This window comes from Streptomyces sp. NBC_01264 (genome assembly GCF_026340675.1).
Lineage (GTDB): Bacteria > Actinomycetota > Actinomycetes > Streptomycetales > Streptomycetaceae > Streptomyces.
Map to the genome: position 1 here is coordinate 2,873,706 of NZ_JAPEOX010000001.1, position 23,897 is coordinate 2,897,602.

Annotated in this window: 25 protein-coding genes and 1 tRNA gene; 14 read left to right on the forward strand and 12 right to left on the reverse strand. The window is 74.1% G+C overall.

Annotation, left to right across the window (positions count from 1 at the left end):
- Positions 1-11: 11 nt before the first annotated feature.
- Genes OG435_RS13150 through OG435_RS13165 form a run of 4 tightly spaced genes read left to right on the forward strand, consistent with a single transcriptional unit; the run spans position 12 to position 3,785 of the window.
- The gene (locus tag OG435_RS13150) at positions 12-1,160 is read left to right on the forward strand and encodes an acyl-CoA dehydrogenase family protein (protein ID WP_266877004.1); all 1,149 of its coding nucleotides are present in this window, start codon (positions 12-14) and stop codon (positions 1,158-1,160) included.
- On the forward strand, positions 1,157-1,951 hold the full coding sequence (locus OG435_RS13155; RefSeq protein ID WP_266877005.1) for an SDR family oxidoreductase: 795 nt from the start codon (positions 1,157-1,159) through the stop codon (positions 1,949-1,951). The genes OG435_RS13150 and OG435_RS13155 overlap by 4 nt, the downstream gene beginning before the upstream one ends.
- 25 nt (positions 1,952-1,976) lie before the next feature.
- Entirely contained in the window at positions 1,977-2,612 is a 636-nt protein-coding gene (locus OG435_RS13160; RefSeq protein WP_266877006.1) for a TetR/AcrR family transcriptional regulator, read from the forward strand.
- A gap of 15 nt (positions 2,613-2,627) precedes the next feature.
- Positions 2,628-3,785, forward strand: a complete 1,158-nt coding sequence (locus tag OG435_RS13165) for an acetyl-CoA C-acetyltransferase (protein WP_266877007.1) — start codon at positions 2,628-2,630, stop codon at positions 3,783-3,785.
- Between the two features lie 205 nt (positions 3,786-3,990).
- Here OG435_RS13165 and OG435_RS13170 read toward each other — a convergent pair whose 3' ends face one another.
- Entirely contained in the window at positions 3,991-4,320 is a 330-nt protein-coding gene (locus OG435_RS13170; RefSeq protein WP_266877008.1) for a hypothetical protein, read from the reverse strand.
- A 68-nt stretch (positions 4,321-4,388) separates the two neighbouring features.
- Here OG435_RS13170 and OG435_RS13175 point away from each other — a divergent pair.
- A tRNA-Ala gene (locus tag OG435_RS13175) sits at positions 4,389-4,461 on the forward strand.
- A gap of 12 nt (positions 4,462-4,473) precedes the next feature.
- Here the strand turns inward: OG435_RS13175 and OG435_RS13180 are convergent.
- The 3 genes from OG435_RS13180 to OG435_RS13190 are packed head-to-tail and all read right to left on the reverse strand — an operon-like array spanning position 4,474 to position 7,229.
- Complete coding sequence (locus OG435_RS13180; protein WP_266877009.1) at positions 4,474-5,367, reverse strand: alpha/beta hydrolase; 894 nt, start codon at positions 5,365-5,367, stop codon at positions 4,474-4,476.
- Entirely contained in the window at positions 5,364-6,095 is a 732-nt protein-coding gene (locus tag OG435_RS13185; protein ID WP_266877010.1) for an SDR family NAD(P)-dependent oxidoreductase, read from the reverse strand. Before OG435_RS13185 ends, OG435_RS13180 begins: the two co-directional genes overlap by 4 nt.
- Positions 6,096-6,098: 3 nt before the next feature.
- Entirely contained in the window at positions 6,099-7,229 is a 1,131-nt protein-coding gene (locus OG435_RS13190) for an LLM class flavin-dependent oxidoreductase (protein ID WP_266877011.1), read from the reverse strand.
- A gap of 128 nt (positions 7,230-7,357) precedes the next feature.
- On the opposite strand from OG435_RS13190, the gene OG435_RS13195 reads away from it, so the two are divergent.
- Positions 7,358-7,993, forward strand: a complete 636-nt coding sequence (locus OG435_RS13195) for a PadR family transcriptional regulator (protein WP_430625754.1) — start codon at positions 7,358-7,360, stop codon at positions 7,991-7,993.
- On the opposite strand, the gene OG435_RS13200 is transcribed toward OG435_RS13195, so the two are convergent.
- Positions 7,885-8,439: a flavin reductase family protein gene (locus OG435_RS13200; RefSeq protein WP_266877013.1), complete on the reverse strand. Its 555-nt coding sequence runs from the start codon at positions 8,437-8,439 to the stop codon at positions 7,885-7,887. The two genes, OG435_RS13195 and OG435_RS13200, sit on opposite strands and share 109 nt — an antisense overlap.
- Positions 8,440-8,552: 113 nt before the next feature.
- Between OG435_RS13200 and OG435_RS13205 the strand changes: the two genes are divergently transcribed.
- The 4 genes from OG435_RS13205 to OG435_RS13220 are packed head-to-tail and all read left to right on the forward strand — an operon-like array spanning position 8,553 to position 12,668.
- Positions 8,553-10,154 carry a FadD3 family acyl-CoA ligase gene (locus OG435_RS13205; protein ID WP_266877014.1) on the forward strand — a complete coding sequence of 534 codons (1,602 nt, stop codon included), beginning with the start codon at positions 8,553-8,555 and terminating at the stop codon, positions 10,152-10,154.
- Entirely contained in the window at positions 10,151-11,329 is a 1,179-nt protein-coding gene (locus OG435_RS13210; protein ID WP_323187823.1) for an acyl-CoA dehydrogenase family protein, read from the forward strand. The genes OG435_RS13205 and OG435_RS13210 overlap by 4 nt, the downstream gene beginning before the upstream one ends.
- 52 nt (positions 11,330-11,381) lie before the next feature.
- On the forward strand, positions 11,382-12,110 hold the full coding sequence (locus tag OG435_RS13215) for a VWA domain-containing protein (protein WP_266877015.1): 729 nt from the start codon (positions 11,382-11,384) through the stop codon (positions 12,108-12,110).
- 36 nt (positions 12,111-12,146) lie between these two features.
- On the forward strand, positions 12,147-12,668 hold the full coding sequence (locus OG435_RS13220; protein WP_266877016.1) for a pyridoxamine 5'-phosphate oxidase family protein: 522 nt from the start codon (positions 12,147-12,149) through the stop codon (positions 12,666-12,668).
- A gap of 7 nt (positions 12,669-12,675) precedes the next feature.
- Here OG435_RS13220 and OG435_RS13225 read toward each other — a convergent pair whose 3' ends face one another.
- Entirely contained in the window at positions 12,676-14,127 is a 1,452-nt protein-coding gene (locus OG435_RS13225) for a DUF1906 domain-containing protein (protein WP_266877017.1), read from the reverse strand.
- Positions 14,128-14,236: 109 nt separating this feature from the next.
- Complete coding sequence (locus tag OG435_RS13230) at positions 14,237-14,731, reverse strand: MarR family winged helix-turn-helix transcriptional regulator (RefSeq protein WP_266877018.1); 495 nt, start codon at positions 14,729-14,731, stop codon at positions 14,237-14,239.
- A gap of 96 nt (positions 14,732-14,827) precedes the next feature.
- Between OG435_RS13230 and OG435_RS13235 the strand changes: the two genes are divergently transcribed.
- Genes OG435_RS13235 through OG435_RS13245 form a run of 3 tightly spaced genes read left to right on the forward strand, consistent with a single transcriptional unit; the run spans position 14,828 to position 16,829 of the window.
- Positions 14,828-15,295 (forward strand): SgcJ/EcaC family oxidoreductase, encoded by a 468-nt coding sequence (locus tag OG435_RS13235; protein ID WP_266877019.1) that lies wholly within the window; start codon positions 14,828-14,830, stop codon positions 15,293-15,295.
- Positions 15,296-15,351: 56 nt separating this feature from the next.
- Complete coding sequence (locus OG435_RS13240) at positions 15,352-16,047, forward strand: SgcJ/EcaC family oxidoreductase (protein WP_266877020.1); 696 nt, start codon at positions 15,352-15,354, stop codon at positions 16,045-16,047.
- Entirely contained in the window at positions 16,044-16,829 is a 786-nt protein-coding gene (locus OG435_RS13245) for an SDR family NAD(P)-dependent oxidoreductase (protein WP_266877021.1), read from the forward strand. Before OG435_RS13240 ends, OG435_RS13245 begins: the two co-directional genes overlap by 4 nt.
- Positions 16,830-16,851: 22 nt before the next feature.
- Here the strand turns inward: OG435_RS13245 and OG435_RS13250 are convergent, their stop codons facing one another.
- The 3 genes from OG435_RS13250 to OG435_RS13260 all read right to left on the reverse strand — a co-directional run bounded on the left by OG435_RS13250 (position 16,852) and on the right by OG435_RS13260 (position 19,179).
- Positions 16,852-17,940 (reverse strand): hypothetical protein, encoded by a 1,089-nt coding sequence (locus OG435_RS13250; protein WP_266877022.1) that lies wholly within the window; start codon positions 17,938-17,940, stop codon positions 16,852-16,854.
- Positions 17,937-18,143, reverse strand: coding sequence for a hypothetical protein (locus tag OG435_RS13255; RefSeq protein ID WP_266877023.1), 207 nt, complete (start codon positions 18,141-18,143; stop codon positions 17,937-17,939). Before OG435_RS13255 ends, OG435_RS13250 begins: the two co-directional genes overlap by 4 nt.
- 118 nt (positions 18,144-18,261) lie before the next feature.
- On the reverse strand, positions 18,262-19,179 hold the full coding sequence (locus OG435_RS13260) for an NAD-dependent epimerase/dehydratase family protein (protein WP_266877024.1): 918 nt from the start codon (positions 19,177-19,179) through the stop codon (positions 18,262-18,264).
- A gap of 111 nt (positions 19,180-19,290) precedes the next feature.
- On the opposite strand from OG435_RS13260, the gene OG435_RS13265 reads away from it, so the two are divergent.
- A complete protein-coding gene (locus OG435_RS13265) occupies positions 19,291-20,361 on the forward strand; it encodes a GlxA family transcriptional regulator (RefSeq protein ID WP_266877025.1) in 1,071 nt (356 codons plus the stop codon).
- On the opposite strand, the gene OG435_RS13270 is transcribed toward OG435_RS13265, so the two are convergent.
- Both OG435_RS13270 and OG435_RS13275 read right to left on the reverse strand, forming a co-directional pair.
- Entirely contained in the window at positions 20,289-21,248 is a 960-nt protein-coding gene (locus tag OG435_RS13270) for an FAD binding domain-containing protein (protein ID WP_266877026.1), read from the reverse strand. The two genes, OG435_RS13265 and OG435_RS13270, sit on opposite strands and share 73 nt — an antisense overlap.
- Positions 21,245-23,806, reverse strand: coding sequence for a molybdopterin-dependent oxidoreductase (locus tag OG435_RS13275; RefSeq protein WP_266877027.1), 2,562 nt, complete (start codon positions 23,804-23,806; stop codon positions 21,245-21,247). The genes OG435_RS13270 and OG435_RS13275 overlap by 4 nt, the downstream gene beginning before the upstream one ends.
- Positions 23,807-23,897: the final 91 nt, after the last annotated feature.

Below are 23,897 nucleotides of genomic sequence, written 5' to 3' on the forward strand. Positions count from 1 at the left end.
AACGTACGGCCATGAGCAGCGTCGAGGAGTTCCGCACCGAGGTTCGGAGTTGGCTACGGACCCACCTCACCGGCGAGTTCGCCGCCCTCAAGGGCCGCGGCGGACCGGGCCGGGAGCACGAGGCCTTCGCCGAACGCCTCACCTGGGAGCGGCACATGGCGGCGCACGGCTGGACCTGCGTGGGCTGGCCCGTCGAGTACGGCGGCCGCGGCGCGAGCACCGAGCAGCAGATCGCCTTCCACGAGGAGTACGCGCTGGCCGACGCGCCCGCGCGCGTGAACCACATAGGGGAGCAGCTCCTCGGCCCCACCCTCATCGCGCACGGCACCGAGGAGCAGCGGCGGCGCTTCCTGCCGCCCATCCGGGCCGTGGAGGAGCTGTGGTGCCAGGGCTACAGCGAGCCCGACGCCGGCTCGGACCTGGCGAACATCCGCACCCGGGCCGCCCTGGCGGACGGCGCGTGGGTGGTGGACGGCCAGAAGATCTGGACCTCCCTGGCCCACGAGGCGCAGTGGTGCTTCGTCGTCGCCCGCACCGAGCCGGGCTCCCGCCGGCACGCGGGGCTCTCCTACCTCCTGGTCCCGATGGACCAGCCCGGGGTGGAGGTCCGGCCCATCGTGCAGCTGACCGGGACCTCGGAGTTCAACGAGGTCTTCTTCGACGGGGCGCGGACCGACGCCGCCCACGTGGTCGGCGCGCCCGGTGAGGGCTGGGCCGTGGCCATGGCCACCCTCGGCTTCGAGCGCGGGGTCTCCACCCTCGGCCAGCAGGTCGGCTTCCGCCGCGAGCTCGAAGACCTGGCCGCGCTGGCGAGGCGCAACGGCGCGATGGCCGATCCGCTGATCCGCGACCGGCTCGTCCGGGCCTGGATCGGCCTGGAGACCATGCGCGCCTCCGCGCTGCTGCCCGGGGTCGCCCCGTCCACGGCCAAGCTGTACTGGGCCCGCTGGCACCGGGACCTCGGCGAGCTCGCCATGGACGTCTGCGGAGCCGCCTCGCTCCTCGCGGCGGGGGCGCACGGGGACCCGTACGACCTCGACGACTGGCAGCGGCTCTTCCTCTTCTCCCGCTCCGACACCCTCTACGCGGGCTCCGACGAGATCCAGCGCACCATCGTCGCCGAGCGCATCCTCGGCCTTCCCAAGGAGGTACGGGCATGAACGCGCTCGGCAACGCACCCGAGTACGTGACGGGCCACGGGCTGCTCAAGGGCCGGACGGCCGTGATCACCGCGGCCGCCGGGGCCGGCATCGGCGGGGCCACCGCCCGGCGGTTCCTGGAGGAGGGGGCCCGCGTCCTCATCGGCGACGCGCACGCCCGCCGGCTCAAGGAGAGCGAGGAGGCACTGGCCGTGGAGTTCGGCGCGGACCGGGTCGCCTCCCTGCCCTGCGACGTCACCGACGAGGAGCAGGTGGGCGCCTTCTTCGCGCTCGCCGAACGGCTCCACGGCCGCCTCGACCTCGTCGTCAACAACGCCGGGCTCGGCGGCACGGCGAACCTCGTCGACATGACCGACGAGCAGTGGTCCCGCGTCCTCGACGTCACGCTGAACGGCACCTTCCGCTGCACCCGCGCCGCGATGCGCTCCATGCGGGCCTCCGGAACGGGCGGGGTGATCGTCAACAACGCCTCCGTCATCGGCTGGCGCGCCCAGACCGGGCAGGCCCACTACGCCGCCGCCAAGGCCGGGGTGATGGCGCTGACCCGCTGCGCGGCGCTGGAGGCGGCGGAGTTCGGCGTACGGATCAACGCGGTCGCCCCGAGCCTGGCCATGCACCCGCACCTGGTGAAGGTCACCAGCGAGGAACTGCTCACCGAACTCACCGCCCGCGAGGCCTTCGGCCGCTACGCCGAGCCCTGGGAGGTGGCCAACGTCATCGTGTTCCTGGCCAGCGGCTACTCGTCGTACATGACGGGCGAGACCGTGTCGGTCAGCAGTCAGCACGCGTAGGGCGACCTATGACGAGAATGGCCGGGTGCCAACGAACAAGCCGATCGCATCGACGGCCAAGAAGAAGCCCCAGGTGACGGCGTCGCCCGAACGCCGCCGCGAACTCCTCGACACCGCCGCCGAGGTCTTCGCCGCGCAGGGCTACAACGCCACCACCGTCCGCAAGATCGCCGACGCCGCCGGCATGCTCGCCGGCAGCCTCTACTACCACTTCGATTCCAAGGAATCGATGCTCGACGAGATCCTCTCCGCCTTCCTGACCGAGCTGTGGGAGGGGTACGACACCGTGCTCGCCGCCGGTCTCGGGCCCAGGGAGACCATCGAGGCCCTCGTCACCGAATCGTTCCGGGAGATCGACCGGCACCGCGCCGCGGTCGCCATCTACCAGAAGGAGTCCCGGACCCTGTCGGTCCAGCCCCGCTTCCACTACCTCTCCGACTCGCAGGTCAAGTTCGAGAAGGCGTGGCTGGGGACGCTGGAGCGCGGGGTCGCGGACGGGGTCTTCCGCGCCGACCTGGACATCCGCCTCACCTACCGCTTCGTGCGCGACACGGTGTGGGTGGCGGCGTCCTGGTACCGGCCGGGCGGCCAGCACAGCCCCGAGGAGATCGCCCGCCAGTACCTGTCGATGGTCCTGGACGGCATCGCCACACGCACGTAACCCTGAGGAGTTCTGATGCCCGAGGCCTACATAGTCGAAGCGGTACGCACCCCCGTGGGGCGGCGCAAGGGAGGCCTGTCCGAGGTCCACCCGGCCGACCTGGGGGCGCACGTCCTCAAGGCGCTCGTCGAACGGTCCGGGATCGACCCGTCGGCCGTGGAGGACGTGGTCTTCGGCTGCCTCGACACGGTGGGGCCGCAGGCCGGCGACATCGCCCGGACCGCCTGGCTGGCGGCGGGGCTCCCCGAGGAGGTCCCGGGCGTCACCATCGACCGCCAGTGCGGATCCTCGCAGCAGGCCGTGCACTTCGCCGCGCAGGGCGTCATGTCCGGCACCCAGGACCTGGTCGTCGCGGGCGGCACCCAGAACATGTCGATGATCCCGATCGCCTTCGCCTCGCGGCAGGCGGCGGAGCCGCTCGGCTTCACCGAGGGCCCGTACCTGGGCTCGGCGGGATGGCGGGCCCGGTACGGGGACTCCCCCGTCAACCAGTTCTACGGGGCCCAGCTGATCGCCGAGAAGTGGGGCATCTCCCGCCTCGACATGGAGGAGTTCGCCCTGCGCTCCCACCAGCGGGCGCTGCGCGCGATCGACGAGGGCCGCTTCGAGCGGGAGATCGTGCCGTACGGGTCGGTGTCGGTGGACGAGGGCCCGCGCCGCGACACGACGCTGGAGAAGATGGCGGGGCTCAAGCCGGTCATGGAGGGCGGCACGATCACGGCGGCGGTCTCCTCCCAGGTCTCGGACGGCGCGGCGGCGATGCTGCTGGCCTCCGAGCGGGCGGTACGGGAACACGGGCTGCGCCCGCGGGCCCGCATCCACCACCTGTCGGTGCGCGGCGAGGACCCGATCCGCATGCTGTCGGCGCCGATCCCGGCGACGGCGTACGCCCTGAAGAAGACGGGCATGTCCCTGGCGGACATCGACCTGGTCGAGATCAACGAGGCCTTCGCCCCGGTGGCCCTGGCCTGGCTGAAGGAGACGGGCGCGGACCCGGAGCGGGTCAACGTCAACGGCGGCGCGATCGCCCTGGGGCACCCCCTGGGCGCGACGGGCGTCAAGCTGATGACCACCCTCCTGCACGAACTGGAGCGCACGGGCGGCCGCTTCGGCCTCCAGACCATGTGCGAGGGCGGCGGCCAGGCCAACGTCACGATCATCGAGCGGCTGTAGCCCCCGCCGGAGCCCGGCTGTCCCCCGGGGACCGGCCCCCGGACCCAGCGCACGCGGAGCGAAATCCAGCCTCGCCGGCGTTTGAGGCGCGGGGTCTGGGGCGGAGCCCCAGGGGGTCCGGGCGCAGCCCGGGGAACGGGCGAAGGGCGGGGAGGGGACATCGCCCCGCGCGGCGGCACATCCGCAGCCGGGCCGGCCGGTCGGCTCAAGGGGCGGGCAGACGCCGCGAGAGACGGGTCAGAGACACCGTCTGGGCCAAGACCAGACCGCCGGTCAGGATCTGCCAGAGCAGCGGGTCGGGTGCGTCCCAGGCGCGGGCAGCGCACAGCGCGATCGCCACCGCGCCCAGCGCCAGCCCGATCCGGTGGAGGAAGCCCGCGTCGGTGCCGTGCGGCAGTCCGGACACGAGGGCGACCAGCCCCAGCATGACCGGCAGCCAGTGCGGCTGGGAGCCGCGCATCAGCAGGACCGCGGCGAACTCCGCTGCGAAGGCGAGGGAGTTGCGCGCCAGGGCCCCCGGGACCGATATCGACATGCACACATCATGCCGGGGATATTCGTGTGCGCGTCCGGCGGGGCCGGGCCTAGGATCCCGGGCAAGGGCTGGGTCGTAGCACAGAGGTAGTGCGCCTACACAGCATGGAGGAGGACGCCGGTTCGAATCCGGCCGCCCAGACCCCCTCCCCTCCTACTTCACGGCCGTCGCCGCCACCCACGCCCCCGCCGCCCCGATCGCCGCGGCCGCGGCGGGGAGCGGCAGGCCGAGGAAGCCGTGGAAGACCCCGGGGGCCAGGTGGATCCCGCAGTCGACTCCCGCTTCGCCCAGCCGGCGCCCGTAGGCCAGGCCCTCGTCCCGCAGGACGTCGCAGTCGGCCAGCACCAGCAGCGTGCGCGGCAGCCCCGAGAGGTCGGGGGCCCGCAGCGGGGAGACGTGGGGGTGGTCCGGGTCGCCGCCGTACTGGTCCCAGTACCAGGCCATGTGCGCGGCCGTATGGAAGTGGCCCCGCGCGAACTCGGCCACGGAGGGGTGCGCCATCGAGGCGTCCAGCGGCGGGTAGAACAGCAGCTGGCCGGCGACCAGTTCGGGGGTCCGCAGAGCGGTCACGGCCGCGAGGTTGCCTCCGCTGGAGTCCCCGGCGACGACCAGCCGCGCGGGGTCGCAGCCCAGGGCGGCCGCCCGGGCCCGGGCCCACAGCAGCACCGTCAGCGCGTCGTCGGGCGCGGCCGGCCAGGGGTGTTCGGGTGCGAGGCGGTAGTCCGCGGAGACCACCACGGCGCCCGAGGCCACGGCCAGGGCCCGGCACAGCGCGTCGTGGGTGTCCAGGCCGCACATCACCCAGCCCCCGCCGTGGAAGAACGCCACCAGGGGGCGGCCTTCGCCGCCGCCGGGCTCCGGGTCGTAGATCCGGACGGGGACGCCGTCCGCGTCCGCGTCCCGTGCGGAGGCCACTTCCGGGCCGCCGCCCGGGGAGCCGGAGGCGGCCGCCCGCAGGGCGTCCGGGTCCCCCGGGCCGGGGAAGACCGCCGCCATCGCGTCGCAGAGCCGGCGGGCCGCCGGGGACAGCCGGTCGGTACCGCTCATCGCGCCGTCATCCCGCCGTCGACCGTGAACTCCGCGCCCGTGATGTACGAGGACCCCTCCGAGCAGAGGAAGACGACCAGCTCCCCGACCTCCTCCGGCCGCCCGATCCGCCCCAGCGGCAGGTGCGACCAGTCCCGTCCCGCGACGGCCCCGCTGACCATCGGGGTGTCGATCGCCCCCGGGTGCACGGAGTTGATCCTGATCTCGTCCCCCGCCAGGTCCAGCGCGGCCGACTTCGTCAGCCCGCGCAGGGCGAACTTGCTGGAGCCGTACGCCGCGTGGCCCGGGATGCCGACCAGTCCGGCGGTGGAGGAGACGTTGACGATCGAGCCGCCCCCACCGGCGCGCAGCACCGGGGCCACCGCCTGGATGCCGAGGAACGGTCCGAGCAGGTTGACCCGGAGCAGGGCTTCGAAGTCCTCCAGGCCCTGGCGCTCCACGTGGGCCGTGCGCCACAGCGCGGCGTTGTTGACCAGGGCGGAGACCGTGCCGAAGGCGCGTACGGCCTCGCGGACCACCTCCGCCCAGCTGTCGGCGTCGGCCACGTCGTGGCGCACGTAGAGCGCCTGGTCGCCGAGGGAGGCGGCGACCTCGCGGCCCTCTTCCTCCCGGATGTCGGTGACGACGACGCGCGCTCCGGCCTCCGCGCACAGCCGGGCCTCGGCCGCGCCCTGGCCGCGTCCGGCGCCGGTGATGACGACGACCTTGCCGTCGAGCGAGGGGGTCACGGGTCAGCCCTCCAGGGCGCGGAAGTGCGGGATGACGACCTCGCCCCACTGGCGGATGGTCTCCATGCAGGCCTCCTGGGGGACGGTGCCCATCTGGATCAGGCACATGACCTCGTCGACGCCGATCTCGCGCAGCTGCTCGACGTAGGCGATGGCCGTCCGGGCGTCGCCGTAGGCATGCTCGGCGTTGTAGGTGCCGGTGTCTACGGGGCGTGCCGGGATGTTGGCCTCGTGGAGCTTGGCGACCAGCTCCTCGCGGCCCCTGCCCAGCGCGGCCACGTGCTCCTCGGCGGTCTCGTCCTCGGAGTAGCCGGTCGGCTCGGGGGCGTTGCCGTACCAGTGGGCGATGGACTCGGCGAAGAAGCGCTGGCCGCGGGTGCCCAGGCGCAGCGCGCGCTCGGCGTCGTCGAGGACGATGGTGGGGCAGAGCGCGGAGAGGTGGTCGTTGACCTCGGTGGAGACGAAGCGGTCCCCGGTGCGGGTGGCGATGGCCTCGTCGTAGACCTTGCGCATGGCGCGCACGTCGTCGGCGCCGGCGAAGCCCATCACGAGGGCTCCGATGCCCAGTTCTGCGGCGAGCTTGAGGGTGTCGTGCTTGGAGCAGGCCATGAAGAGCGGCGGGTGCGGGTCCTGGACCGGGCGGGGCAGGATCGCGCCGGGGCCGATGTCGATGGAGCCGTGCCACTCGAACTTCTCCTCGCGCCAGGCGGAGGAGAAGATCCGCAGCGCCTCTTCCATCTGCGGGTAGGTGTCCTCGGGGCGGACCCCGTACATGGACATCTCCTGGCGGGTGGCGCCGCGGCCGGCGCCGATGTCCACGCGGCCGCCGGAGAGCACGTCGAGCATGGCGGCGCGTTCGGCCACGCGCACGGGGTGCTGGTAGCCGAAGGGCATGGTGACGACTCCGTGGCCGATGCGGATCTTCTCGGTCCGGGCGGCGACCCAGGTCAGGAAGATCTCGGAGGCGCTCATGTGGGCGTACTGGGTGAGGGCGTGGTGTTCCACGGCCCAGATCCGGTCGAAGCCCATCTCCTCGGCGAACACGGCCTGTTCGACGCAGTCGCGGATGACCTGGCGCTCGCGTTCGGGCGTCGGGTCGACGAGCTGCGCCTCGAAGATCATCGAGAACTTCACGGGGGAACCTCCCAGCCGTGCGCTGCGCACGGCACGTCGGTGATGCATTTCGAATAGGAATACTTCTAGCAGTCATACCGGGCCGGGGGAAGAGCCGCCACCAAGACCGGCCGCGGACCGGTCGTAGACTGCGCTGCGTGACCAACGAGGCGGCAGAAGACACGAACGGACGCACGCTCCCCGCGACCAGCTGGGCGGTGCTCGGGCTGCTCTCCTTCGGGGAGGAGCTCTCCGGTTACGACCTGAAGAAGTGGTCGGACTGGTCGCTGCGCTTCTTCTACTGGAGCCCGTCCTTCAGCCAGATCTACAGCGAGCTCAAGCGGCTGGAGAAGGCCGGCTACGCCTCTTCGCGGATGGTCGCGCAGGAGACCGGCACCCGTGACAAGCGGGTGTACCGGATCACGGACGAGGGCATGACGGCCGTACGGCGCTGGGCGCGCGAGGCACCCGTCGACCCGCCCGTGCTCAAGCACGGACCGATGCTGCGACTGTGGCTCGGCCACCTGCTGGAGCCGGAGCAGATGCGCGAAGTCCTCGTACAGCACCAGGAGTTCACGGAGAAGATGCGGCGGCGCGCGGTGGCCGACGCGGACGGGGCCCGGGAAGAAGCCTCGTGGGCGTACCCGACGCTCACCCTCAAGTGGGCCGAGCGGTACTACGCCTCCGAGCGGGACCTGGCGGCGGCCATGCTCGACGACATCGCGGAGCTGGAGAGGGTGCGCGGCGCGGCTCCGGCTCCCGGCGAGCCCGGCAAGCGCCCGTAGGTGCGCCGGAAGTAGAGCAGCGGCGCGCCCTCGCGGTGTGCCGTCAGGGCGGTGACCCTCCCCAGCGCGATGGCGTGGTCGCCGCCGTCCAGGACCGCCTCCACATCGCACTCGACGGTGGCGAGGACCCCGTCCAGCAGGGGCGACCCGTTGCCACCGGCCCGCCAGGGGACTCCGGCGAACTTGTCGCCCCCGGTGACGGCGAAGCGGCGGCACAGCTCCCGCTGGTCGGCGGCGAGGATGTTGACGGCGAAGGCTCCCGCCGCCTGGATCCGGGGCCAGGTGCTGGACGTGCGCGCGGGGCAGAAGCAGACCAGCGGCGGATCCAGGGACACGGACGAGAAGGACTGGACGGCCATCCCCACGGGACGGCCGTCGGCTCCGCGCGCCGTGATGACGGCGACGCCGGTGCAGAAGCTGGACAGGACCGACTTCATGTCGGACATGACTGCCTCCCTCATGAGAACCTCCCTGATTATTCCTACTAGGTATATGCCTAACCGAAACACCTGTGATTGGATACCGCCCACGCTCGCTCGTCAAGTAGGGAGGGTCCCCGATGCCACCGCCCCCGCCTCAGCCGCCCGCCACGCTCGCCCGGCTCCCCGAGTACGCCGCCTCCGCGTACGGGGAGCGCGAGGCGCTCGCCGACGGGGAGGTCCGCTGGACCTTCGCCCGCCTCGCCGCCGAGATCTCCGCGGCCGCCCGCGCCGCCATCGCCCACGGCATCCGCCCCGGCGACCGGGTCGCGATCTGGGCTCCCAACAGCCGCCGCTGGATCACCGCCGCCCTGGGCGCGGTCGGCGCCGGAGCGGTCCTCGTACCGGTCAACACCCGCTACAAGCCCGCCGAGGCCGCCGACATCGTCCGGCGCAGCGGGGCCCGCGTCCTGTTCACCGAGCGCGGGTTCCTCGGTACCGACTACGTCCGTGACCTGCACGCCTCCGGCGAGGACCTCGGGGCGCTCGCCTCGACGGTGATCCTGCGCGACGGGCGCGCAGAAGGTGATGACGGCGCGGGTGTCTCCTGGGAGGCCTACCTGCGCGCCGGCCAGGCCGTCCCGGACGCCGAGCGGGCCGCGCGCGCGGCCGCCGTGCGCCCCGGGGACCTCAGCGACATCCTCTACACCTCCGGCACCACCGGCCGTTCCAAGGGCGTCATGACCACCCACGGCCAGACGGTCCGGCTCTACGCCTCCTGGTCCGGCCTCGTCAGCCTGCGCCCCGGCGACCGGTACCTGCTGGTGAACCCCTTCTTCCACACCTTCGGCTACAAGGCCGGGGTGCTCGCCTGCCTGCTGCGCGGGGTCACCATGCTCCCCGAGGCGGTCTACGACACCGACCGCATCCTGCACCGCATGGCCGCCGAGCGCGTCACCTGCCTGATGGGTCCGCCGACCGTCTTCCACGGCCTGATCCGCCACCCGGAGCGGGCCGCCCACGACCTGTCCGCGCTGCGTCTGGCCGGCACCGGGGCCGCCTCGGTGCCCACCTCGCTCGTCGAGGAGATCCGCGGCGAGCTGGGGGCGCCCGACGTGTTCACCGCGTACGGGCTCACCGAGTCCGGCGGGGTCGTGTCCGTCTGCCCCACCGACGCCGACGCCTGGACCCTCGCCCACACGGTCGGCCTGCCGCTGCCGGACACCGAGGTACGGATCACCGACCCGCTCGGCGCGGTGCTGCCCGCCGGGGAGCCGGGCGAGGTGCAGGTCCGCGGCTACCACGTCACCCCCGGCTATCTGGACGACCCGGCGAGCACCGCCGAGGCCGTCCTGCCCGGCGGCTGGCTGCGGACCGGGGACATCGGCGTGCTCGACGCACGGGGCTACCTCGCCATCACCGACCGGCTGAAGGACATGTACGTGGTCGGCGGTTTCAACGCCTACCCGGCGGAGGTGGAGAACGTGCTGCTGACCCACCCCGCCATCACCGACGCGGCGGTCGTCGGCGCCCCCGACGAGCGGCTCGGCGAGGTGGGCGTGGCCTACGTGGTCACCACCGGGCCCGTCACCTCCGAGGAGCTGACCGCCTGGACCCGGGAACGGCTGGCCAACTTCAAGGTGCCGCGGCGGTTCACCCGGCTCGAGGAGCTCCCGCGCAACGCGGGCGGCAAGCTGCTGAAGACAGAGCTGCGCCGCACGGCGCGAGGGGAGTCGGCATGAGGCCGCTGGAACCGACCGGGGAGCAGGAGGAGCTCCGGGACGCCGTACGGGCCGTCCTGGCGCGCCACCCCGGCCACACGGCCTGGGCTCCGCTGACGGCCCAGATCGGCGCGGCCGCGCTGGCGGTCCCCGAGGAGTACGGCGGGCTGGGCTGCGGGCCGGCCGAGGTCGGGGTGGTCATGGCGGAACTGGGGCGCGCGCTGAGCCCCGTACCGTACCTGGGTTCGGCGGTGCTGACGGTGGGGGCCCTGCTCGCGTCCGGCGACCGTCAGGCCTGCGCGAAGCACCTGCCGCACCTGGCGGAGGGCACGGTCGTGGGCGCGCTGGCCTGGGCGGAGGCTCCGCCCGGGCAGCCGGGCGCCGCGGGCCACGGCCCGGACACGTACGGCCCGCCCGCCCCCGGTGGTGGCTGGGAGGCGGGCGACCTGTCGGCCCGGGCCGAGCCGGCCGGGGCGGACTGGCTGCTCACCGGCTCCAAGCGGTACGTCCTGGCCGGCCCCGCCGAGCCGTCCCTGCTGCTCGCGTTCGCCCGGATGGATCCGCCTCCGCGCCCGGCCACCGTGCCCGGCGCCCCCGTCCCGCCCGGCCAGGACCTGCGCCGGCTCGGGCTGTTCGAACTCCTCGCCGCACCGGCGGCCTTCACCGTACGGTCCACGATGGACCGCACCCGGCCCCTCGCGGAGCTCGCCCTGGACCGGACCCCGGCCCGGCTGCTCTCGGCCGACGGCGCCGGGGTCCTGGCCCGGGTCCGGGACCTGGGCTGCACGGCGCTCGCCGCCGAGCAGGCGGGGGCGGCGGCCCGAGCGCTGGAGGTGACGGTCCGGTACGCGAAGGAGCGGGTGCAGTTCGGGCGGCCCATCGGCTCCTTCCAGGCGGTCAAGCACCGGCTCGCGGACCTGCACACCGCGGTGGAGGGCGCCCGCTCGCTCGCCCTCGCGGCGGCCGCCTCCGACGCGGCCCCGGACCTGGCGGCCGCCGCCAAGTCGGCCTGCTCGGAGGCGTACGCGTACGTGGCGGGCGAGATGATCCAGCTGCACGGCGGCATCGGCATCACGTGGGAGCACGAGGCGCACGAGTACTTCAAGCGGGCCCACGGCTCGGCGTTGCTCTTCGGTTCCCCCGCCGCGCACCGTGAACGGCTGGCGGCCCGGCTGGGGTTCCGCCCGGCCGGGTGACGCGCCGCCGACCGCGACCGCGGGGGCGGCGGGCTGTCGTACGCTCGGCCGCATGACGGGCAGCGCGATAGACCTCCGGAAGATCGAAGAGCGCGCTCCGGCGCTGGTGAACCTCTACAAGAGCGCCGGGACCTCGCTCCGCAAGCACGGCCTGGAGGGCGGGCGGGCCGCCGTCTACCTGGTGCTCGACTACTCGGGCTCCATGCGCCCGTACTACGAGGACGGCAGCGTGCAGGCCCTCGCCGACCGGGTGCTGGGACTCTCCGCGCACCTGGACGACGATGCCCGCGTGCCGGTCGTGTTCTTCTCCACCGAGGTCGACGCGGTCGAGGAGATCTCCCTGGCCGGACACGAGGGGCGGGTCACCGCGATCGCCGCCGGACTCGGCCACATGGGCAAGACCTCGTATCACGCGGCGATGGACGCGGTGATCGACCACTACCTGGACTCGGGGACCGCCCTCCCCGCACTCGTGGTCTTCCAGACCGACGGCGGTCCGATCAACAAGCTCGCCGCCGAGAAGTACCTGTGCAAGGCGGCCCGGCTGCCGCTCTTCTGGCAGTTCGTCGGCTTCGGCAACACCCGCAGCTCGCAGTTCGACTTCCTGCGGCGGCTGGACGAACTGCCCGTCCCCCAGAAGCGGATGGTGGACAACGCGGGCTACTTCCACGCCGGACCGGACCCGCGCGCCGTCGCCGACGCGGAGCTGTACGACCGGCTGGTCTCGGAGTTCCCGGCCTGGCTGGCGGCGGCCCGTGCGGCGGGCATCGTGCGCGCCTGAGCGGCGGGCGGCGGTACCCCGCGCTTTGATGGACGTATGACGACGAACAACTGGGCCGTATTCGAAAAGGCGGAACCGGACTTCGCGGCGGCCGTCCAGGCCCGCTTCGCACAGTTCCCGCACCACGTCCTGGCGACCCTGCGCAAGGACGGCTCCCCGCGCGCGACCGGACTGAACGTCGAGATCCGCGGCGGCGAGCTGTGGCTGGGCATGATGCCGGGCTCGATGAAGGGGAAGGACCTGCGGCGCGATCCCCGCTTCGCCCTGCACACCAACCCGGGCGCGGACGAGGCGATGCCCGACGGGGACGTGCGGATCGCCGGACGCGCGGTGGAGATCGTGGAACAGCCCGAGCTCCACCGGTACGCGGAGGAGGCCGAGGAGAACGACACCCCGCACCCCTTCGACCTGTTCCGCGCCGAGCTGACCGAGGTGGTGCACGTCGGGGTCGAGGGGGACGACCTGGTGGTCCGCTCGTGGACCCCGGAGCACGGACTGCGCACCCTGCGCCGGGGCAATGACGACGAGCCGGCCCGCGAGGAGCCCGCGGCGGGCTGAGCGGGAACTAGATCCTGGCCGGGGTCCTCGCCGGGACGACCGCGGGCGTCTTGGCGGGCGTCTTCGCCGGGACCTTGGCCGGGGACTTCGCCGCGGAGTTCGCCGGGGACTTGCCCGGGGACTTGACGGGAGCCTTCTTGGCCTTGCCCGGTGTCTTGGGGGTCTTCGGGGCCTTCGCGGCACCGGCCGGGGTCGGGGCGGCGATGTCCAGCCAGCTCCGGTCGATGTTCAGGGTCACGTCTCCGTACGTGGCGTCGTGGTCCCCGCGGAACTGGTGGGCGCGGCGGCCCCCCGTCCACTGGCCGGTCCCGGCGGGGAGTCCCAGGTCGGCGTCGGTGACCGAGGCCGCGCGGTTCCAGCGGGCCACCCACAGCACGTCGGGCATGGCGTCGGGGGCCTGGGCGAAGTGGGCGCTCAGCGCCTTGGCCCCGGAGCTCGCGGAGACGTAGGCGGCGCCCCCGTAGCCCAGTTCGTGCAGCCGGACCGTCCAGGCCGTGAGGTAGGCGACGACCGGGGCGTCCCAGGTGGCCCGGTCCGTGTAGTTCTCCAGGTCGTTGTAGAGCACCGTGCCCGGGGCCATGCCCAGGGCCGCGGCCGCGTGGGCCGCGCCCTCGGCCTCGGCCCGGCCCTGTTCGTTGGCCTCGGAAGAGTCGGTGGAGAGCCCCGTGGAGGAGCTGTTCCAGGGCTGGGGGCCGACCCAGATCGGCATGAGGTGCCAGCCCGCGGCGGCCTGCCGGCTCACCCATCCGGCGGTGAGCTGCGGCTGGGCGCAGGCGCGGGCCCGGCCGCCGATGTAGACGCCGACGGCGCCGAAGGGCGAGTCGGCCCGCCAGGCGTCCATGGTGCGCTGGGTCGGGGCCGTGCAGGCGTCGAAGCCCTCGCCGGTGAAGGGCGGCTGGACGGCGGTACGCGAACCCCCGCCGATGACGCCGACCGGGTCGACGGGGACCGGGCCGGGGGCGGCCGGGGGTGTCAGGGCGCGGGCCCCGGTGAGGACGGAGCGGACGGCCTCGGGGGTGGACGCGTAGGAGACGGTGGCCATCACCCCGGCGCGGCGCAGGGCGTAGCGGATCTCGTTGCTGTCGCCCCGGACCTTGACCAGGGGGTCGCCCTCGTCGCCTCCGACCGTGGGGATGTCGGCGCGCGGCGGGGCCCCGTCGAGCGGCTCCAGGTGCAGGGTGTCGGAGCGGGGTGCCGCGGCGCGGGCGGCTCCGCATTCGCCCTGGGCGCCGGCGTGCCCGAGGTAGAGGGTGGGCAGGTCCAGGCGCAGGCAGGCGTCGGGGTTGCGGTCGAGGTCGACGACCCGCCAGTCGGTGGGGACGGTGAGGCGCAGCCCGCGGTAGTCGACGGTGCGGCCGTCGGCGCCGGTGCCCGTGGTGCCGTCGGCGGCCCCGAGCGGGACGGGGGCGAGCAGCGCGGCGCCCAGGAGGCAGCTCAACATCATGTGGGAGGGGAGCATGTGACCCACTGTTACCAGAAGGCCCGGGGGTTGACGCAGAGGCACGAGAGCACGCGCTCACGTGTTGACGGGACGGCCGCACCGCACCGCGGATGCCCCCCTCGCTCCCCTACTCCGCCGCCGGGCGGCCCTTGCTCCGGCGGGGTCCGGCCGCGGCGCGGATCTCCTCCGTGGCCGCGCGGAACGCGGGCGCGGCGCGGGCGAAGTAGTCGAAGAGCAGGGCCTGCTGCTCCGGGGTGTAGGAGCCGATCACTGCCGCGACGTGCCGGCGGGCCGGTCCGACCACGTCCTCGATGCGGTCCAGCGCGTCCGGTACGGGTTCCACGATGACCCGGCGCCGGTCCCCCGGATCGGCGGCCCTCCGGGCGTAACCGGCCCGTTCGAGGCGGTCGATGAGCCGGGTCGTCGCGCCCGTCGTCAAGCCGGTGCGGGTGGCGAGCTCGCCGGAGGACAGGCCCCCTTCCAGGGTGATGAGACTGAGCGCGTACCACTCGGAGGTGTGCAGTCCGGCCGCCTCGGCGCTGGCCAGGCCCTGGAGCCCGACGGCGTCCAGGTACTGCCGGAAGTTCGTGTGCGCGTCCGGGCCGCCGCCGCCTGTTGCCATTCTCGGGATCGCCTCCTACCTTTATATCTGCACACATGCAGATACTGCATTCAGTAAGTATCTGCGCCAGTCTAATCACATGGGGAGTGGTCCGTCATGCAGCAGCCCACCGGCGAGTCCGCAACCGCCGTCTCCACCGCCGTCCGGACCGTGCTCGACCGGCTCGTCTCCGCCTGGGAGCGCCACGACGCCGAGGCGTACGGCGAGCTGTTCACCGAGGACGCCACGTACATCACCTACGTCGGCACCTTCTACCGGGGCCGCCGCGACATCGTGGACAGCCACCGCGCCCTCTTCTCCGGCTTCCTCAAGGGCACCCGGCTGGCGGACGAGATCCTCGACGTCCGCTTCTACGGGCCGGACACGGCGGTGGTCAACGGCCGCGGGGACACCTACAAGGGCAAGCGCCCGGCGAAGCTCACCAAGATCCAGACGTACACCCTCGTCCGTGACGCGGACGGGTCATGGCGGATCGCCGCCTTCCAGAACACCAAGCGCAAGCCCCTGATGGAGGCCGTGTCCTACCGGTTCGCCCCGGACCTCGTCCCGGCCGCCGAGCGCTGACCGTGCGCAGCGCCTCCTCGCCCGCCCCCACCCCGACGACCTTACGGAGAGCCCGCATGGCCACCGCCCGTACCGACGACCGCGCCACCACGCCGAGCACCGACCCGGACTCCGCCCCGGGCACCGACCCGGCGGCCCCGCCCGCGCCCCGCTCCCGCAGGCGCACGCTCAAGCGCGCCCTGATCGGCGCCGCGCTCGCCCTCGGCCTCACGGCCGGCGGCGGCTACCTGTGGCTCGACGCCACCTCGGAGGTCAGGGTCACCGGCTCCGCCGCCTGCACGGCCGTCACCGCCACCGGCACCGCGGGTGTTACGGGCGACCGCGACGCCGTCTGCGGTGTGCTGGCCTCGCTCGCCGGGGCCTGGGGCGCCGGCGACGCCGACGCGTACGGAGCCCTCTTCACGCCGGACGCCACGTACACGACGTACGTCGGCACCCACTACCAGGGCCGCGGCGACATCACCGAGGCCCACCGGGCCCTCTTCGGCGGCTTCGTCAAAGGCACGGAGCTGGCCGACTCGATCCTGGGCATCCGCTTCCTCGGCCCCGACGCGGCCGTGGTCACCAGCCGCGGCGACACCTACGAGGGCGGGCGGCCGACGGAGCTGTCGAAGGTCCAGACGTACACGCTGACCCGCGAGAGCGACGGACGGTGGCGGATCGCCGCGTTCCAGAACACCCAGCGGCAGCCGGTCATGGAGCGCGCGTCCTTCCTCCTGTCGCCCGGCACGGTGCCCGGAGCCGAGAAATGACGCCGCGCACCGCCCTGATCACCGGGGCCAGTTCGGGCATCGGCCGGGCCTTCGCCCGCGAACTCGCCGCGGCCGGCTGGACCGTGACCCTCGTGGCCCGGGGCGAGGACCGGCTGCGCGCCCTCGCGGAGGAGCTCGGACCCGGTCACCGCCTACTGGCCGCCGACCTGTCCATCCCCGAGGGACAGGCACTGGTCGCCGCCGAGCTGCGCCGGCGCCCCGTCAACCTGCTGGTCAACAGCGCCGGCGCCGCCCACCACGGGCCCTTCGCGGAGTCCGACCCCCTGGACGCCCTCGCCGCCACGCGCCTGGGCTGCGACGCCCTCGTCACGCTGGCGCACGCCTTCCTCTCCGGGGCCCGGCGCGGGGACGCCCTCGTCAACGTCTCCTCCACCCTCGGCAGCACCCCGACCCCCGGCCTCGCCGTCTACAGCGCCGGCAAGGCCTTCGTGACCGCCTTCTCCGAAGCCCTCTGGCACGAGCAACGCCCCCTCGGCGTCCACGTCATGGCCCTCTGCCCCGGCCCCACCGCCGCGGAACCGGAGCCGGAGCCGGAGCCGACGTCCCCGGCCCCGATCCCGCCCGCATCCCCGCCCCGGCGGCACCAGGATGCCCCCGCCGCCCTGGTCCGGAGCCCGGAGGCCGTGGTGCGCGCCGCCCTGCGTGCCCTGGAGCGCCGCAGCACCCGCCCGACCGTCGTCCCCGGACGCGCGAACGCCCTCTTCGTCCTCGCCGCACGCACGCTCCCGCGCCGCGCACTGCTGGCCCTGCTCAGCCGCTAGCGCCTGGCGTCTCGAGGACTCGCTACTCCTCCTGCTCCTGGAAGGCCGGCAGGGCGAAGATCCGCTCCTTCCCGGCCTCCTCCATGAGCTCGACGAGCGGCAGCACCAGCTCCCACAGGTCCTGCTTGTCCACCTCCCGTACGAGCCCTTCGAGCTCCTCGTCGCCCAGCCCGGCGGCGGCATCGGCCACCACCTTGCGGGCCTCCTCGGGCAGTACGCCGACCAGCGGCAGGAAGGCGCCCCAGAGCGCGGTCGCCACGACGGCCCGTACCACTCCGGCCAGTACGAGCGGGTCCCGCAGGGACTCCAGCCGGGCCACCGCGAGCCGGTCCTCCTCGCCGAGCAGCGCCACGAGCGGGAGCAGGGACTCCCACAGGCCCTCGGCGTGCGTCACCCGTACGAGCGAGTCGAGTTCGGCGGCGTCGAGACGCGCGGTGAGCTCGGCGATCCGCAGCCGCTGGTCGCCGCCGACCATCGCGGCGACGCCGAGGGCCTCCTCCCAGAGCCCCTCGGCGGCAGCGGCCCGTACGACCGCGCCGAGGCGGCCGTCGCCCATGAGCTCCAGGATCCGGGGCAGCCGCTCGGGCAGGTCCACGTAGAAGCCGGCGCGCAGCACCGCCGCGTCGTCCACCTGGTCGAGGATCCGGCGGAGCACCTGGTCCCGCATGTGGCCGACGAACCGGCCCATGGTGAGGTGGTCGCGGTTCTCGGCGAGGGTGGTGGCGATGCGTACGACGAGACCCTCGTCGAGCCGGTCGACGATCCCGGAGATCTTCCGGGGGTCCAGGTGTCCGCAGGCCTCGGCCGTGAAGGAGACGGGCAGCTTCTCGATGATGGCGGCGGCCCGCCCCGATTCCAGGCGGCCGGCCACGCCCGCGGCCAGCCGGGGTCCGAGCGCCCTCTGCGAGATGGCGGCCGCGACCCCGGCCGGCACCAGCTTGGTCGCGGCGGCGATCCGGTCGAGCATCTCGGGTGCGCCGTCGTTCAGTACGCCGCTGACCTGCTCGCGGAACGCCCGTACGTCCTCGTCCGGCAGCCCGCGCAGGAAGCCGAGCTCCCCGGCGTCCGCGCCGACCAGGCGGGCGATCTTCTCCACTTCGGCGCGGCTCACCGGAACAGCACCTTGCGCACGGCCCCGCGTGCGAGGGCCGGGACCAGTCCCAGCGCCTCCTCCGCGGCCTGGTTCAGGCCTTCGGCCTGGCGTGCCCGCTCCGCTTTGAGCGCCTCGGCGAGCCGCGCGAGCTCCCCGGCGTCCAGCTCCGCGAACGACGCGGGAGGCCGGGCGCCCCCCAACTCCCCTGCCAAACGGCCCATTTCCTCATCTGTACGCACGGGACGACCTCCCACACCAGAGACGACACGACGGCTCGCGTCGAGCGTGGGCCTGAATTGACTAATAGTCAATACTCGCGGGTAGGGCCGGCCGGCGACATCAGCTCCCGCCCTCCACCAGCTCCTTGAGGACGAGGTCCAGCGCGGTGGCCCGTACGCCGAGCACGGTCTCGGTCTCGGAGGCGTCGAGGCGCAGCGCCCGGTCGTACAGGTACGCCATCTCCGGGACCTCGGCCATCAGCGCGTCCCGGGCGACCAGCTCCGCCAGCTCCCCGGGCGTCATGCGGCGCAGCTTCGGGTCCGGCGCACCCGCGGCTTGGGCCAGCCGGCCGGCCAGTGCCCGGATGGACAGCTCCGAGGTGGACGGCACGTGCCAGGCGCGGCCCCAGCCGTCCTCCCGGCCGCCGACGGCGACGAGGGTACGAGCCACATCGCCCACGTAGGACCAGGCGTGCGCCTCCTCCAGGCCGACGGGGAAGACCGCCTCCGTGCCCGCGAGCACGGCCGGGACGGCCGTCCAGGTGAACAGGGAGAGCGCCCCCGCACCGAGGAAGTCACTGGCCCGGACCTCGGCGGCGCGCACGCGCCCGGCCTCGTGGGCGGCCAGGGCCTCCTCCCAGATGGCGGCGCGCACCCGCCCCTTGTCCGAGGTCGGCCGCAGGGGCAGGCCGGGTGTGAGGGGCTGCGGCGCGGATCCGTACCCGTAGAGGTTCCCCAGCATCACGTAGTCCGTGCCGGTCCGCTCGGCGGCGGTGAGGAGGGAGGCCGCCAGCGGGGGGAAGGCGGTGCGCCAGTCCTGGTAGGCGGGCGCGGCCGCGTTGTAGAGGGTGCGGGCGCCCCGGAGCAGTCCGGTGAGGCGGTCGGTGTCGGTGATGTCGGCGGCGACCCTCTCGACGAGCGGATGCTCGGGCCCGCCGCCGCTTCGGGTGATGACACGGACCCGCTCGCCGGACGCGGCGAGCAGGCGGGCGGTGGCGGTGCCGATCGGGCCGGCGCCGGTGACGACGTGCACGGACATGGCCGTACTCCCTTGCTGGAGGCTGGAGTTGAAGAGGTCGTGGATCAACTCTCACGCCCGGCGGCCCCGTACAGTAGTGGCCCGAATGCCAGCCTTCCGGAGATTCGAGCCATGACGACCCCGCATGTGCCTGCTTCCACCAGCCGCCGTCCGCACCGGGTGGTGGTCGTCGCGGTTCCCCCGGTGACCACCTTCGACCTGTCGATCCCGGAGGTGGTCTTCGGTGCGACGCGCGTCGGGGAAGACCCGGCCTACGAGGTGACCATCTGCACGCCCACCCCCGGCGTCGTCGAGGCGGCGATCGGCATCGACATCGTCGTGCGCCACGGCCTGGAGGCGATCGAGCGGGCCGACACGGTGATCGTGACGGGGACGGGCGCCCGGGTCAGCGGCGATCCGCGGGTACTGGACGCCCTGCGGGCGGCCGCCGCGCGGGGCGGGCGGATCGCGTCGATCTGCACGGGCGCCTTCGTCCTCGCGCAGGCCGGTCTGCTCGACTCACGGCGCGCCACCACCTTCTGGAGCATGTCGCAGGAGTTCGAGGAGCGCTTCCCCGCGGTCGACCTCGTGCCGGGCGTGCTGTTCGTCGAGGACGACGGGGTGCTGACCTCGGCGGGACTCTCGGCCGGCATCGACCTGTGCCTGCACATGGTGCGCGGCGACTACGGCGCCGCCGTCGCGAACGCCACCGCCCGCCTGGTGGTCGCGGCCCCCGTACGGCCGGGCGGCCAGGCCCAGTTCATCGAGACCCCGCTCCCGGCCGACCGCGGCACCTCCCTCGCCGCGACCCGCGGCTGGGCCCTGGCCCGTCTGCACGAGCCGACGGCTCTGGCCGACCTGGCCCGGCACGCGGGCCTGAGCGTACGGACCCTGACCCGCCGCTTCCGCTCCGAGACCGGTCTCAGCCCCCTCCAGTGGCTCCTGCACCAGCGCCTCCACCGCGCCCGCGAGATCCTGGAGACGACCGCCCTCCCCGTGGACCAGGTGGCCGCCCGGAGCGGCCTCGGCACGGCCGACTCCCTGCGCACCCACCTGGTCCGCTCCACGGGCCTCACCCCGACCGCCTACCGGGCCGCGTCGCGAGGCAGACGGGAATGCGGCGACAGGCCCTACGAACCGGTGGGGGCGGCGGCCCGCTCCAGCACCTCCAGCACCGTGTCGCGGAACAGGGTGGCCTTGTAGCCGGTCTGCGGGAGCGGCCGGCAGCGGGCCAGCACCGTCTCGGCCGCCGCCGCGAGGAGCTCGGGGGTGGCCTCCCGGCCGATCAGGACGGTCTCCACCTCCGGCAGCCGCAGCGGTACCCGCGCCACGCCGCCCGCCGCTACGGCGGCGTGCGTGACGGTGGCGCCGTCCAGCGCGAGCCGGGCGGTGGCCTCCACCAGGGGCCATTCGCCGTGGGCCCGGCTGGTGGCCCGGTGGTAGGCGGCGCGCTCGCCGGGCAGGGGCGGCGGCAGCAGGACCGCGGTGAGGACGCGGTCGGGTGCCAGTAGGTGGTCGGCCCGGTGGAGCCCGTCGCCGTCCCCGTACAACTCGGCCACCGTGCGCGGCGATTCGCCGTGGACCTCGACCCCGGCGTCGTAGGTGAGCAGGGCCGCCGCGAGGGTCGACGGGTGCGGGGCGACGCACGGGCCGTCGCCGCTGACCACGCCGAAGTGGTGGTCGCCCTCGCGCGCGGGGCAGCCGGAGCCGCCCTTCTGCAGGCAGCTGAAGTGCGGATTGCGGTAGTACCAGCAGCGGTTGCGCTGGAGCAGGTTGCCGCCCAGGGTGCCGGCGGCGCGGATCTGCGGGGTCGCCGCGCTCCCGGCCGACACCGCCAGGCCCGGCCAGCCGGAGCGCACCCGCGGATCGGTCGCCAGCTCGGTGAGCGTGGTCAGGGCGCCGATCCGCAAGCCCCCGCCGGGCAGCGGCGTACAGCCGCGCAGGCTGCTGGCGCCGTCGAGGTCGGTGAACGGGCCCGGGGCGATGCCCGCGCGGTGCCGGGCGGTGGTGTCGGTACCGCCGGCGCGCAGCTCCCCGCCGTGCGCCAGGACGGAGGCCGAGAGGTCGGTGAGGGTGGGCTCGGTGCTCACGTACCCAGTCCTTCCAGGAGCCGGTCGGGTCGGATGGGCATGTCGTACGGGCGCCAGCCGGTCGCGTCGTGGACGGCGTTGGCCAGGGCTGCCGCGGTGGGCAGGGTGGAGATCTCCCCGAGGCCGACTCCGCCGCCGGGGACGTGCTCGAAGCCCTCCTGGTGGAAGTGGACGGTGATCTCGGGGGTGTCCCCGATGCCGGGGATGCGGTAGTCCTCCAGGTTGTCGGTCAGCACCCGTCCCGTGGCCGGGTCGGTGCGCCGCTCCTCGAACAGGGCGTAGCCGACGCCCTGGACGACGGCGCCCTCGCACTGGCTGCGGGCGAGCCGTTCCTCGTGGATGCGGCCCGCGGCGATGCCGCTCCACACGCGCAGCGGGCGGATCCGGCCGAGCCGGGTGTCCACCTCCACCTCGGCGACCTGCACCGATCCGGTGAAGCCGCGGCCGATCGCGATGCCGCCCATGGTCAGGTTGAGGGGGGTCACGAAGCCCCGGTGGTCGCGGGGGCGCCGGCCGGTGACCCGTACGCCGTTCGCGAGCCCCAGCCGGGAGGCCACGTCGCCGTCGTCGGCGCCGAGCGCGGCGCGCAGCCGTTCGGCGGCGTCCATGGCGGCGGGCACGACGGACGGCGTGGTGCGGCTGCCGCCGGAGGTGGGCCCGTGCACGGTGTCGCTGTGCCCGACCTCGGCGCGCACCTTCTCCTCCGGCACGCCGAGCCCTTCGGCGACGGCCCGGCGCAGTACGGTGCGCGAGCCGGTGCCCATGTCCTGCACGGCGCAGCGGGCGACCACGGTCCCGTCCTCGACGGTGAGCTCCACCTCGGTGACGGGGTCGAGGAAGTACAGCCAGTTGGCCGCGGCCACGCCGACGCCCCGGCGGAACCGTCCGGTGCCGCCCCGGGTCGCCGACCAGGCCGGGAGCGCCGCGGCCAGGTCGTACAGCGCGTGGCGCTTCGGGTTGCCGTCCCAGCGGCGGCGCAGGGCGATCGGATGCTCTCCCAGCCGGTGGGCCATCTCGTCGACGGCCTGTTCCAGGCCCCAGCACATCGTGGGCCCGCCGGGACCGCGGAAGGGGGCGCCCGGCGGCCGGTGGGTGACGGTGTCGAAGTCCCGTAGCCGGCGCGGGGCCTTGCCGTACATGAACCGGGCCAGCGCCGCGACGGTGCCGCCCACCGAGACCCCGCCGTCGGTGTCCACGTCCATGGCCAGTGCGCTCAGCCCGCCCGCGGCGTCCGCGGCCATCGCCAGCCGGATCCGGGTCCCGGGGCGGTAGCCGCCGTCGGTGAGCTCCTCGTCGCGGTCCAGCACCACCCGTACCGGGGCGCCGTGCAGCCGGGCCAGCTCCACCGCGGCGACCACGTCGGAGGTCAGCCCCATCTTGCAGCCGAAGCCGCCGCCCACGTGGACGGCCCGCGCCACCACCCGTTCGAGGGGCACCCCGAAACGCTCGGCGGCGAGTACGGCCACCTGTTTGACGGACTGCGTGGACACCTCCAGGTGGAGGGTGCCTTCGTCCCAACGGGCCAGGCAGGCGTGCGGTTCGAGCGGGGTGTGCGTCTGTGCGGCCGTGGTGAAGAGCCCCTCGACCACCCGCTCGGGGCTGCGCTCCCGTGCCTGGATGATCCGGCGCACCGCGGTGGCGGCCCGCTTGTTCATGGCGGAGGGCCCCCGCCGGTTGCCGCGCCAGCGGGCGGGCGTCAGCTGCGGGGCCTCACCGGATCCGGGCGCCAGCTTCCGCGCCGCCTTGTCCTCGTAGACCAGCGGCCCCTCACCGGCCCGGGACCGGTCCACGTCGAGGGCGGCCGGCAGCACCTCGTACTCCACCTTGACCCGCTCGGCGGCCGCCCGGGCCGCGTCCCGGTCCGCGGCGGCGACCGCCGCCACGGGCTGCCCGACGTACCGCACCACGCCGTCGGGCGGAAGCAGCGGCACCACCGCGACGTCCCCGGCCTCCAGGGACCGTACGTGCGCATGCGCGTGCGGCGACCGGATGATCACCCCCTCCAGCAGCCCCTCGGGCCGATGATCGGTGGTGTACCGGGCCGACCCGTCGACCTTCTGGGGAGCCTCGGCGCGCGCAGCGGCGGCCGCCTCTCCGTCGTACTCACCCGCACAGGCCGCCGCCACGGCACTGAAGATCCCCTCGTACGCCCCGCACCGGCACAGATGCCCCGCCAGCGCCTCCGCGATCTCCTCCCGCCCCGGCCTGCTCCTTCCGTGCGCGGCCCGCCACCGCTCGAAGAACGCGGCCGCCTCGACCACGAATCCAGGGGTGCAGTAACCGCACTGCAGAGCGTCCTCACCGGCGAAGGCACGCCCGACCGGGTGACCGGCCAGCCCCTCCACGGTCGTCACCCGCCGCCCGCCCAGCCGCGCCGCCGGCGTCAGGCACGCCACCCGCGGCTCCCCGTCGACCTGGATCGTGCACGCCCCGCACACCCCGCCGGAGCAGACCAGCTTGGTCCCGGTCAGCCCCAACCGCTCCCGCACCACCTCGACGGCAGCCGGATCACCGTCCACGTCCACGGCACACGGGACGCCATTGACCTCGAACTCCACGAGACGCACTCCTCAACCGTGGGGGGCGACGACCCCCACACCACCGGGCTCGCCTTCACCCCCTTGATAACCCGCCCCCACCCTCGCCGCA